This window comes from Streptomyces sp. NPDC056128 (genome assembly GCF_042263835.1).
GTDB lineage: Bacteria > Actinomycetota > Actinomycetes > Streptomycetales > Streptomycetaceae > Streptomyces.
Map to the genome: position 1 here is coordinate 90,315 of NZ_JBHJVQ010000004.1, position 13,432 is coordinate 103,746.

2 protein-coding genes are annotated in these 13,432 nt (G+C 73.2%); one reads left to right on the forward strand and one right to left on the reverse strand.

From position 1 onward, the window contains the following. The first annotated feature begins 30 nt into the window (after positions 1 to 30). A complete protein-coding gene (locus ACFC1X_RS11150; RefSeq protein WP_376351193.1) occupies positions 31 to 2,757 on the forward strand; it encodes an AAA family ATPase in 2,727 nt (908 codons plus the stop codon). 95 nt (positions 2,758 to 2,852) lie between these two features. Here ACFC1X_RS11150 and ACFC1X_RS11155 read toward each other — a convergent pair whose 3' ends face one another. Continuing rightward, positions 2,853 to 13,385 (reverse strand): SDR family NAD(P)-dependent oxidoreductase, encoded by a 10,533-nt coding sequence (locus tag ACFC1X_RS11155; RefSeq protein WP_376351195.1) that lies wholly within the window; start codon positions 13,383 to 13,385, stop codon positions 2,853 to 2,855. Positions 13,386 to 13,432: the final 47 nt, after the last annotated feature.

Genomic DNA, 13,432 nt, shown 5'->3' on the forward strand with positions numbered 1-13,432 from the left:
CGTCATTGGACACAAGGGGAAATTACCACCATGCGCCTTTTCAACCGTTCCAAAGAATTGCATACGCTTAACGAAGCCTATACGGAGTGCGCTCGTGGAAACGGCCGACTGGTGCTCATCACAGGCGGACCCGGCGCGGGGAAGACACAGCTCCTGCACGAATTCCTGACCGGCTCGGCCATATCGGGTGCCCGAGTACTGCAGGGCACGGCGCTCCAGGCCGAGCGGGACCGGCCGATGGGTGTCGTGCGACAGCTGTCGCACAACGGAGAGGCGCTCCGCACGACACCGGGCACCGGGCAGCAAGAGGTGGGAGCGCGGGAGACGACGGAATCACTCCTGCGGCTCGTCGACGACGAGCGCCCGCTGGTACTGGCCGTGGACGACGCCCAGTTCATGGACACGGACTCCTTGCAGGCCGTCCTGGTCCTGCTCCGGGCGAGCCGCTTCCGACGGGTGCTCGTGGTGTGCGCCACATGCGGCCAGCCCGACACCGTACGCTCGGCCGCCTACACCGAGTTGATTCGTCTGCCGCACTACCGGGCCCGCCTCGCTCCGCTGTCGGAGCGTGGCGTGGGTGAACTGATCGCCGCGCAGACGGACGCTCCCAGTTCGGCCGAGGCTCGCCGGGCCTTCCACCGGGCGAGCGGCGGCAGCCCTCTGCTGCTGCACGCCCTGCTGGACGACAGCACCCGCCTCAGCTCGGTGATCGACCGTCCGGCCGGCAGCGTCGGCTACCGACAGGCGGTCCTCTCCCTCGTTCGCCGCAGCGAGCCGAGTCATGTGCGGGTGGTACGTACCCTCGCCGCGCTCTCGGTCCCCGCGTCGATCGTCCAGATCGCCGAACTCGCCGGCACCACGCCCATCGGCGCGGAACAGGCCGTGGAAGCCCTCAACTCGGTCGGGCTGCTGGACGGTCACGCCTTCCGGCACCCGACCGCCGTGAACGCGGTGCTCGATGACATGGAGCCCGACGCGCGGGCGAAGCTGCACGGCCGCATCGCCGACCTGCTGTACCGCGGCGGCGCCCCGGCCGGCGACATCGGCCGTCACGTCCGTGCCTCGGGGCGGATCCCTCGCCCGTGGGGGGCGGACGTCCTGCGAGGCGCCGCCGAGGAGGCGCTGGCGGCGGACGACGTGGAGTTGTGCAGCTCCTACCTGCACCTGCTGCTCCACGACTGCACAGACGAAGGGAGGCGCAACGCGCTGTCGGCCACCCTCGCCAGAGCTCAGTGGCGCACGAATCCGGCCGCGGCCGGCGCCCACCTGGAACCGCTGCGCCAAGCGGCCCTGGACGGCGAACTGAGCATGCGCGACACCGCTACCGTGCTGCGCCACATGCTGTGGAAGGGTGACACCGAGCTGGCAGCGGAGGCCGTGGCGACGCTGGTCCCCGCACGCTCCCCTGCTGACACCCGCCTCCTCACCGAGGTCGAGCTCGTGCGGCAGTGGTTCTACGGCATCGCGCTGCCCGCCAGAAGCGCGCAGTCGGCCGGCACCGATCCGCGTCGGCTCAATTCCGCGGACGGGCACGGCGCGCTCGCCGCCCACCTGACCGTCCTGGTCGGCGGCACCGCCACGGACGAGTCCGCGGCGGCGGTCGCCCAAGCCCTCCAGGGACATCGACTCGACCATCTGAACCTGGAGCTGGTCGCGATGGCCCTGCTCGCGATCGCCCACGCCGACCGGCCCGAGACCGCCACCACGACCTGCGACACCCTGTTGAAGTGCGCGGTGGAACGCCGGGCCACGACATGGCAGGCGCTGCTCGGCAGCGTACGGGCGGAGATCGCCCTGCTGCAGGGCGACATGGCCACGGCGGCCGAGGCGGCAGGCTCCGCGCTCGGCAGCCTGCACGACCGGAGCTGGGGGGTACTCGTCGGGCTCCCGCTGGCCACAGCGATCTTCGCGCACACCGCCATGGGATCCCTCCAGGAGGCCGGGGCGCTGCTCAACCGAGACGTTCCGAAGGCCATGTTCGGCACGGTCTTCGGCATCCAGTACCTGCGGGCCCGAGGACACTACTACCTCGTCGCCGACCAGCCCTTCGCCGCCCTGAACGATTTCGAGACATGCAGCCGGCTGATGCGGAGCGGCAACTCCAGCCTGCAGAAGGGCATTCCCTGGCGGTCGGACCTCGCGCTGGCCAACCTGCGCATCGGCAAGACCCGGACGGCCCGGGAGTGGGCCGAGGAGCAGCTGCGCCTGCCGGGCGGGCACAGTTCCCGGGCCAGGGCGATGGCGTTGTGCCGGCTGGCTGCCACCAGCAAGCCGCACCGCAGGGCCTCACTGCTGCGTGAGGCCGTCGACCTCCTCACGCGCTGCGGCGACCACCACACGCTGGCCCAGGCCTACGCCGACCTGTCCGCGGCCTACTTCGAACTCGGTCAGTACTCGCGCGCCCGGCTCATCGCCCGCCAGGCCGCCGAGGAGGCGCGGACGTGCCACGTCGAGTCACCGGTGGACGCCCACCTGCTGGAGGATCCCGCGCAGTCCGAGGGATCCGAGGACGGGAGCGGTCCCGCCATCCTCAGCGACGCGGAGTGCCGCGTCGCCGGGCTGGCCGCCCTGGGCTACACGAACCGGGAGATCAGCGGCCGGCTGCACGTCACGATCAGCACGGTGGAACAGCACCTCACCCGGGTCTACCGCAAGCTCAACGTGGCCAGCCGGTCCGACCTGCCGTCGAAGGTGCTCGAACAGCGCATTCCCAAGCTGTCCGACCACTGGGCCGCCACGCACTCCACAGCGGGCTGAACCCGCGGTCAGCGCCGCCCGGCGTCCAGTGCTGTCGCCGGGCGGCGTTCCGACGGCGGCCTGAGTCGAAATGGCCGGTCAGTCGAGTGGCGGCCTCAGTCGAGGGGGCCGAGTTCGCCGTCGAGGATGTCGAACAGCTCATCGGCCGTGGCCGATTCCAGTCCCTTCTCATCGGCGGCGTGGTTCTCGTCGGTCTGCCACCGCGCCGAACCGTCCCAGCGGGCGTTGAGCACCCGCAGGCGGGCCGCGACCCGGGCATGCCGCTCCTCATCGAGCCCAGCGGACTCCAGGGCGGCGCTCAGTATCTCCTCCAGGCGCACCACCTCGGCCTCGACGTCCACGAGGTCTTCGTCGGCCGCGCCTCCCCCCAGTTCGTCGAACAGGTGCTGCGCGAGGGCGTCGGAGGTCGGGTAGTCGAAGGTGAGCGTGCTCGACAGCCGGAGCCCGGTGTCGTCTGCCAGTCGGTTGCGCAGCTCCAGGGCGGCGAGCGAGTCCACGCCGAGGTCGCCCAGGGAGCGTTCGGCGTCGATGACGGTGCCGGATCCGTGCCCGAGGACGTCGGCCACGTGGCGGCACACCGTGGCCACCAACAGCTGCCGGCCCTCGGCGGCGCCGAGCTGGGAGAGCCCGCTGAGCAGCGGCTCCACGGTCTGCGGCGAGGGACCGGCGGCCCCGGTCCCCGCCACCCGACGGGCCGGTGCGGTTTCAAGGGCCCGGACGAGTGCGGGAGCCTCATCGGTGACCTGCACACGTACCGGAAGCAGAAGCGGGCCAGCCATGTTCACCGCACGGTCGAAGAGCGACAGTGCCCGGTCGGCGGAGAGCGGGAGGATGCCTTCGCGGGCCAGCCGGCGCATCCCGGTCTCGTCGAGGCCGGCCGTCATGCCCTCGCCGGTGTCCCACAGGCCCCAGCCCAGTGACAGGGCGGGCAGCCCCTCGGCCGTCCGCACCGCCGCCAGAGCGTCCATGAAGGCGTTGCCGGCCGCGTAGTTGGCCTGCCCGGCCGCCCCCAGGGTGGCGGCGGCGGAGGAGAAGAGCACGAAGGCGTCCAGGCCCTGCTCGCGGGTCAGCTCGTGCAGGTTCCACGCAGCATCGGTCTTCGGGCGCATCACGTCCTCTGTGCGGGACGCGGTGAGGTCGGTGAGCAGTCCGTCGTCCAGGACGCCGGCCGCGTGTACGACGGCGGTGAGCGGACGCGCCTTCGGTACGGCGGCCAGGAGTTCGGCCAACGCGGCCCGGTCCGTGGTGTCGCAGGCGGCGACCGTCACCTGTGCGCCCGGAGCGAGGGAGTCGTCGTCCACCTCCGGGTCCGGGGTCCTACCGGTGCGTCCGACCAGGAGCAGATGGCGGGCGCCGTGGCGTTCGGCGAGGTGCCGGGCCAGCCGGCGGCCGAGGCTGCCGGTGCCGCCGGTGATGAGGACGGTGCCTTCCGGGTCGAACGGGATCCCGGACGCGTCGCCGGACGCGTCGGTGCGGGCGAGTTCCGGTGTGTGGACCTCGCCGCCGCGCAGGGCCAGCTCTGGTGCGCCGGTCGCGACGGCGGCGGGCAGGAGGCCTGCGGACGCGGGATCACCGTCGGTGTCCACCAGCACGAAGCGGCCCGGGTGTTCGACCGCGGCGGATCGCACCAGCCCCCAGATCACGGCCTGGGCCGGGTCGGGCGGCCCGTCCGCACCGACGGTGACCGCGGAACGGGTGACGACCACCAACGGAGCGTCGTCGGCGGGGCCCGCGAGGTGCTTCTGGAGCTCGGCGAGCGCCCGTACGGCCGTCTGACGCGCGCGTACAGGCAGGTCCTCCGCCGGATCGCTCTCCACCGTGAGGATGTGCGGCTCGGGCACCGGGCCGTCCAGGGACACGGGCAAGGAATTCCAGCGCAGCGCGAACAGGTCGCCGGGTTCGGACGAGGCGGCGTTCAGCTGCGCGGCCGAGACCTGGCGCAGGCGCAGCGACGCGACCTCGGCGACCGGAGCGCCGGTGGTGTCGTGCAGGCTCGCGGTCATGTGGTCGGTGCCCCGCGGGGTCAGTCGCAGCCGCAGGGCGGTGGCACCGGTCGCGTACAGAGTGACGCCCTCCCAGGCGAAGGGGAGTGTCATGACGGTCGGATCCTGGCCGTCGAGCAGGGTGATGGCGTGCAGGGCCGAGTCGAGCAACGCGGGGTGCAGGCCGTACCCGTCGGCCGCGTCCTGGTGCGGCAGGACCAGTTCGGCGCAGATCTCGTGGCCGACGCGCCATGCGGCGGTCAGGCAGCGGAACAGCGGACCGTAGTCGTAGCCCTGTGCGGCGAGGTCGTCGTAGGTGCCGGTCACGTCGACGGGTACGGCGCCGGCCGGCGGCCAGGCCGTCATCGCCTCCGGTTCGAGCGGGGTCCGGGGGGCCAGGACGCCGGCCGCGTGCCGTGTCCATGTGTCCGTGCCCTCAGCGCGCGCATGCAGCGTCAGCCGCCTGCGCCCGTCGGGGTCGGCCTCCGCGACCGCCACCTGGAGCTGGACGAATCCGTGGCGGGGCAGCACCAGGGGCCGCTCCAGCATGAGTTCCTCGACGTGCGGGCACTGGGCGTGCTGGCCGGCCTCCAGGGCGAGTTCCACGAAGGCACTGCCGGGGACCAGGACGACTCCCGCCACGGCGTGGTCGACGAGCCACGGGTGGGTGGCCAGGGAGAGCCGGCCGGTGAGCGCGACGGTGTCCGCGTCTGCCAGCCCGAGGGCGGCGCCGAGCAGGGGGTGCCGGACCGGCGACTGGCCCAGCGCGCCGGCGTCGGTGGCCGCGCCCGGACCGTCCGTCAGCCACAGTCGTTGCCGCTGGAACGGATAGGTCGGCAGGTCGACCCGGCTGACGCCGGTGCCGGCGGGGAGCGGGCCGAAGTCGACGCTCAAGCCTCGGACATGGGCGGTTCCGAGAAGGGCGGCGAGAGTCACCTGCTCGTCGCGGCCCCTGCGCAGTGCCGGTACGAACGCCGACCGCTCCGGATCGGTGACGGCGTGTGCGCCCATGGCGGTCAGGACCGCGTCGGGACCGAGTTCGAGGAAGGTGCGCACGCCGTCCGCCTCCAGGGTGCGGACCGCGTCGCCGAACCGGACCGTCTCACGGACGTGACGCACCCAGTACTCGGGCGAGCACAGGTCGTCCTCGGTGGCGTGCGTGCCGGTGACGTTGGAGATCACAGGGAGGGTGGGCGGGCTGTACCGCAGTTCGCGGGCCGTCTTCTCGAACTCGGCCAGCATGGGCTCCACCAGCGGTGAGTGGAACGCGTGGCTGACCCGCAGGGCCTTGCGACGGCGTTTCGGGAAGGCCGCGGCGACGGCGTCCACCGCGGCCCGGGCACCGGAGACGACCACGGCGCGCGGGCCGTTGACGGCTGCCAGGGACACGTCGGACCCGAGGTGGGGCAGCACCTCGTCCTCCGTCGCGTCCAGCGCGAGCATGGCTCCTCCGGCGGGCAGGGCCCGCATGAGCCGGCCGCGGGCGGTCACCAGGCGGGCCGCGTCGGCCAGGTCCCAGACTCCGGCCACGTGGGCTGCCGTGAGCTCTCCGACGGAGTGCCCGGCCAGCCGGTCCGGGCGAAGGCCGCAAGCGGTCAGCAGCCGGTACAGAGCCGTCTCGACGGCGAAGAGGGCGCTCTGCGTGTAGAGGGTGTCGTCGAGCGATGCCGCGTCGTCGGTGCCGGGTCGCGCCCACATCACCTCGCGCAGCGGGCGGTCCAGGTGAGCGTCCAGTGCCGCGCACACCTCGTCCAGCGCCAGCCGGAAGACGGGATGGGCGTCGTACAGGCCGCGCCCCATCCCGGGCAGCTGCGCGCCCTGCCCGCTGAACAGGAACGCGGTGCGGCCGGCGACGGGACGGCCCCGCACGACGGTCTCGGCGGTGCCCCCTTCGGACAGCGTGGTCAGCGCGGCGAGAAGTTCGTCCTGGTCTCGGGCGACGACGGCGGCCCGGTGCGTGAGGGCGGCGCGCCCGGTGAGCAGGGAGTGGGCGAGGTCGGTGATCCGCCGGTCGGCCACCGTACGCAGCCGCTCGGCCTGGGCGGCAAGCGCCTGCGGCGTGGCCGCGGAGAGGACGAGGGGCAGCACAGGGCCTGAATCATCCGGCTCGTGCTGAGCATCGGTGTCGATGTCGTCGGCCGGTGCCTCCTCCAGAATCACATGCGCGTTCGTCCCACTGATCCCGAACGACGACACCCCCGCCCGACGCACCCGGCCACCCCGCACCCACGAACGCCCCTCCGACAACAACTCCACCCGCCCCGCACCCCAATCCACCTGCCGCGACCCCACCCCCACATGCAACGTCCGCGGCAACCACCCCTCCCCCAACGCCAACACCATCTTCATCACACCCGCCACACCAGCAGCCGCCTGCGTATGCCCCACATTCGACTTCACCGACCCCAACCACAACGGCACCCCACGCCCCTGCCCATACACCCCCAACAACGCCTGCGCCTCAATCGGATCACCCAACGCCGTCCCCGTACCATGCCCCTCCACCACATCCACCTCAGACGCCAACACCCCCGCAGCCGCCAACGCCTGCCCGATCACCCGCCGCTGCGACGGACCATTCGGCGCCGTCAGCCCATTCGACGCACCATCCTGATTCACCGCCGAACCCCGCACCACCGCCAACACCCGATGCCCCAACCGACGCGCATCCGACAACCGCTCCAACACCAGCATTCCGGCGCCCTCCGACAGCGCCGTGCCGTCCGCCCCGTCCGCGAAGGACTTGGCGCGGCCGTCCGCGGCGAGATTGCGCTGCCTGCTGAAGTCCACGAAGGTGTCGGGGGTCGACATGACGGACACTCCGCCGGCCAGCGCGAGCGTGCACTCCCCCTGACGCAGCGCCTGCGCGGCGAGGTGCAGGGCCACCAGGGACGACGAGCACGCCGTGTCGACGCTGAGCGTGGGCCCTTCCAGCCCCAGGGTGTAGGCGACCCGTCCCGAGGCGACGCTGCCCAGGCTTCCGTTCCCGAGGTAGTCACGGACGGCCTCTGGGACGTCGCGCAGCCGGCTGCCGTAGTCGTGGTACATGATGCCGGCGAAGACTCCCGCGCGGGTGCCACGTACGGCATGCGGGTCGATTCCGGCGCGTTCCAGCGCCTCCCAGGAGATCTCCAGCAGCAGCCGCTGCTGCGGGTCCATGGCGAGGGCTTCGCGGGGACCGATACCGAAGAAGTCGTGGTCGAAGTCGGCGGCGTCGTAGAGGAATCCGCCCGCGCGGGTGCTGCAGTGGCCGGGCTTGCCTGGTTCGGGGTCGTAGAGGGCGTCGAGGTCCCAGCCCCGGTCGTCGGGGAAGTCACCGATGCCCTCGCGGCCGTCGGCGAGCAGGCGCCAGAAGTCCTCGGGCGTGCGGACACCGCCCGGGTAGCGGCACGCCATCCCGACGATCGCCACGGGCTCGTCCGTCCGCTGGACGACCGTGGACGTCGTCGCCGCGGCTGTCGCGGTCTCCTCGGCGTCCGGTCCGAAGAGCTCCGCCCGCAGATACCTCACCAGGGCGTCGGCGTCCGGATGGTCGAAGACGAGGGTCGCGGGAAGGCGCAGGCCCACGGCGGTGCCGAGACGGTTGCGCAGTTCGACGGCCGTCAACGAGTCGAAGCCGGCCTCGCGGAAGGAGCGACGCGGGTCCAGCGTCATGTCGGCGTCGTGTCCGAGGACGGCCGCGACGTTCGTGCGCACCAGCTCCATCAGCGCGCTGTCCCGCTCGACGGGGCCCAGGGCCGCGAGCCGGTCCGCGACCGAGGAGACGGTGGCGCGGGTCGCCGCCATGCGTCGGGCGGGCGCGGGCACGAGGCCGCGCAGGACCGCGGGGAGGCCGTCGCTGCCACGCAGGGCCCGCCGGTCCAGGCCGACGGGCAGCAGGAACGACGCGTCACTGGCGAGTGCGGCGTCCAGCAGACCCAGCGCCTCCCCGGTGGGCAGCGGCCGGACACCGGCCCGCGTCATGCGCTCCACCTCGGCGTCCGTGAGGTGCGCGGTCATGCCGGTGCGCTGCTCCCAGAAGCCCCAGGCGAGGGACAGCGCCGGCAGACCGCGCGCGGCACGGTGCCCGGCCAGGGCGTCGAGGAAGGCGTTCGCGGCGGCGTAGCCGGACTGGCCCGCGCCGTCGACGGTGCCCGCGGCCGACGAGAAGAGCACGAACGCCGCGAGGCCGAGGCCGTCGGTCAGCTCGTGCAGGTTCCACGCGGCGTCCGCCTTGGGACGCAGGACGGCGTCCAGGCGCTCGGGTGTCTGATCGGTGACCAGACCGTCGTCCAGGACCCCGGCGAGATGGATGACCGCGGTCAGGGGGTGCGCCTCGGGTGTCCGCGCCAGCAGCGCGGCCAGGTCCTCGCGATCCGCGGCGTCGCAGCGGGCGACGACCACCTCCGTACCCTGCGCCCGGAGGTCGTCGAAGTCGTCCGCCGCGACACCGCTGCGCCCGGCGAGGACCAGGCGGCCCACGCCGTGCTCGGTGGCCAGGTGCCGGGCGACCACGGCACCGAGCACACCGGTGCCGCCGGTGATCAGCACCGTGCCGTCGGCGTCGAACGAGGGGGCCGTCCCGCGGGCGGACGCGTGCGCCAGGCGGGGCGTGTGGACGGCGCCGTCGCGCAGGGCCAGTTCCGGCTCACCGCTGCCGGCGGCCCCCCGCACCGCGGCGGCGATCCGGTCGGTGTCCGCTCCGTCCGGGGCGGCGTCCACGAGGACGAAGCGCCCGGGGTGCTCGCCCTGGGCGGCGCGGACCAGACCCCAGACGGCTCCGCCCGGCAGGTCGGTGACGTCCTCTCCTTCGACGGCGACCGCGCCCTCGGTGAGCACGACCAGCCGCGCCTCGGCCGTACGGTCGTCGGCCAGCCACTCCTGAACGACGGCCAGCACTCGCTCGGTCTCTGTGCGCACCCCGCGCAGCGGATCGTCGCCTCCGGAGACGGGCAGGACCACCCATGCCGGAACTGTGTCCAGGGTGTGCACGCCCCGTTCGTCCAGCACGACGTGCTCGGGGGTGGCACTCTCCGCGACGGGCAGTACCGGCCAGTCCAAGCGGTACAGGTCCTCTCCCCCACACCGCGAGACCAGTGTGCCCGGGTCGACGGGCCGGGAGGCCAGGGCCTGGACGGCCGCCACCGGAGCGCCGGTGGGATCGGCCAGCTCCAGCGACAGTGTGTCGCCTCCTCGGATGCGCACGCGCAGGGCGGTGGCCCCGGCCGCGTACAGCGACACGCCCGTGAAGACGAACGGCAGCCGAGCCGTGGACTCGCCGTCCGCCACCAGGCCGTCGGCGTGCAGGGCGGCGTCGAACAGCGCCGGATGGAGCCCGAAGTCGTCGGCTTCGGCGGGCAGTTCCACCTCGGCGTAGGTCTCGTCCCCGCGCCGCCAGACCGCGCGCAGCCCCTGGAAGACGGGCCCGTAGTCGTAGCCGAGGCCGGACAGTTCGGCGTAGGCCTCGTCCGTCGGGACGGGCTCGGCTCCCCGGGGCGGCCAGGCCGCCAGGTCGAAGTCGGGGTCGGTCGTCTGCGGGGCGAGCAGCCCGGAAGCGTGCAGTGTCCAGGTGTCGTCGTCCGCGCCTTCGGAGCGGGAGTGAACGGTCAGCGCACGGTGCCCGGCCTCGTCGGTGGCGGCCACGAGCAGTTGAAGCTGGACCGCACCGCGCTCGGGCACCACCACAGGCGCGTGCAGGGTGAGTTCACTGACGTGGCCGCACCCGAGTCCGTGACCGGCGCTCAGCGCCAGCTCCACCAGAGCGGTGCCGGGCAGCAGGGTGGTGCCGGACACGGCGTGGTCGAGGAGCCAGGGCGTGGTGGTCACGGAGAGCCGCCCGGTGAACAGGGTGCCGCCCTCCGCGACCGGTACGGCCGCGCCCAGCAGGGGGTGACCCGCGTTCTCCAGTCCCGCGGCGGTCAGGTCCCCGGTGGCGGCGGACCGGCCGAGCCAGTAGCGCTCCCGCTGGAAGGGGTAGGTGGGCAGGTCGGCCGCCCGGACCGGGATCCCCGCGAAGGCCTGCGACCAGTCGACCGGGAGTCCCGCGACGAACGCCTCGCCCAACGAGGTGAGCAGCCGGTCGGCGCCCCCGTCGTCGCGACGCAGGGAGCCCACGCCGGTGATGGTCGTGCCGGCCGCGTCGGCGGTCTCCTCGACGCTGTTCAGCAGCACCGGATGCGGGCTGCATTCGACGAACACGCCGTAGCCCGCGTCCAGCAGGGACCGGGTGGCCGGCTCGAACAGCACGCTCTGCCGCAGGTTGGTGTACCAGTAGCCGGCGTCCAGCGTGGTGGTGTCCAGCGGGCCGCCGGTGACGGTGGAGTAGAACGGCACCTCGGCCGCGCGGGCGTGTACGTCCTTGAGGTCCGTGTGCAGGCGCTCGCGCAGCGACTCGACGTGGGCGCTGTGCGAGGCGTAGTCCACGGGCAGCCGCTTGGCGCGTCCGCCGTCGGCCACGACGGTCTCGCGCAGGGCGTCGAGGGCGTCGGCGTCGCCGGAGAGCACGACCGAGGACGTGCCGTTGACCGCGGCCACGGCGACGCGTCCGTCGTAGGCGGCGACGAGTTCGCGTGCGCGGGACTCGGGCAGTGCCACCGACATCATGCCGCCGCGGCCGGACAGGCCCTCGGCGATGGCCCGGCTGCGCAGGGCCACCACGCGGGCTCCGTCGGACAGGGTCAGCGCACCCGCGACGCAGGCCGCGGCGATCTCCCCCTGGGAGTGGCCGATGACGGCGGCGGGGTGCACACCGTGGGCGCGCCACACCGCCGCCAGGGACACCATGATGGCCCAGAGAGCGGGCTGGACGACGTCCACCCGCTCCAGCGGGCCGCGGGCCCGGACGGTGTCGATCAGGTCCCAGTCGGTGAAGGGGGCGAGAGCCTCGGCGCAGTCGGCCATGGTGGCGGCGAACACCGGGGAGCTGTCGAGCAGTTCGGCCGCCATTCCGGCCCATTGGGAGCCCTGGCCGGGGAAGACGAACGCGACCCGGGACTCCGCGGCCGGTGCGCCGTGGGTCATCAGGGCGGCCGGTCCGCTCTCGGCCAGAGCGGTGAGGTGGGCGGTGAGTGCGGGGAGGTCGGAGGCGACGGCGACGGCCCGGCGGTCCAGGGCCGCGCGGGTGGTGGCCAGCGTGTGGGCGACATCGGGCCCGGGCTCGGTGCCGGTTCCCAGGTGTTCCAGGACGCGGCGGGCCTGAGCGGACAGTGCGGCGTCGTCGCGGGCCGACAGCACCAGCGGCAGCGGCCGGTCCCAGACCGGGGCGTCGGTGCGCGCCTCGGGGTCGGGTGCCGCCTCCTCCACGATGACGTGGGCGTTGGTGCCGCTGATGCCGAAGGAGGACACGGCGGCGCGGCGGGGCTCGTCGGTGGTCGGCCAGTCGCGCGGCTCGGCGAGCAGTTCGACGGCGCCCGACTCCCAGTCGACCTGGGTGGTGGGCCGTTCGGCGTGCAGGGTTCCGGGGAGCCTGCCGTGTCGCATGGCCATCACCATTTTGATGACGCCCGCGACACCGGCGGCGGCCTGGGTGTGCCCGATGTTGGACTTCACCGAGCCCAGCCACAGGGGCTCCCCGCGATCCTGGCCGTAGGCGGCCAGCAGCGCCTGGGCTTCGATCGGGTCGCCGAGGGGGGTGCCGGTGCCGTGGGCCTCCACGGCCTGCACCTGCTGGGGCTCCAGGCCGGCGTCGGCGAGCGCGGCGCGGATGACGCGCTGCTGGGAGGGTCCGTTGGGAGCGGTCAGACCGTTGGACGCGCCGTCCTGATTGACGGCGGTACCGCGTACGACGGCCAGCACGCGGTGACCGTTGCGGCGGGCGTCGCTCAGCCGCTCCAGGAGCAGGAGGCCGGCCCCCTCGCCCCAGCCGGTGCCGTCCGCGCCCTCCGCGAAGGACTTGCAGCGGCCGTCCTGGGCGAGGCCGCGTTGCCGGGAGAAGTCGATGAAGGTGTCGGGGGTGGACATCACGGTCACCCCGCCGGCCAGGGCGAGCGAGCATTCACCGGTGCGCAGGGCCTGCACGGCGAGGTGGAGGGCGACCAGCGAGGAGGAGCAGGCGGTGTCGATGGTGACGGCCGGCCCCTCCAGGCCGAGGGTGTAGGAGACGCGGCCGGAGGCGACGCTGCCGAGGTTGCCGTTGCCCAGGTAGCCCTCGACGCCCTCCGGCACCTTCGTGAGCCAGCTGCCGTAGTCGTGGTACATGACGCCCGCGTAGATGCCGGTGCGGCTGCCGCGCAGGGTGTGGGGGTCGATGCCCGCCCGTTCGAACGCCTCCCACGCGGTCTCCAGCAGCAGACGCTGCTGCGGGTCCATGGCGACGGCCTCGCGCGGGCTGATGCCGAAGAAGCCCGGATCGAACTGCGGGGCGTCGTAGAGGAACCCGCCCTCACGCACGTGTGTACGGCCGGGAGCGTCGGGGTCGGGGTCGTAGATGGCGTCGGTGTCCCAGTCGCGGTTCTCGGGGAAGTCGCCCACGGCGTCGACGCCGGCGTCGACGAGGTCCCAGAGCTGCTCGGGGGTGCTGACGCCGCCGGGATAACGGCAGCTCATGGCGACGATGGCGACGGGTTCGTGCGCCGCCTCGGTGATCCGGTCGTTGTGCCGGCGCAGCCGCTCGTTCTCGAGCAGTGCCTCGCGCAACGCCTCGACGATCTGCTCGACGGATGTGTCCACGGTCGGTGTCGCTCCCTGGTGACTCGGCGGCGCTGGTGAGGTGATGG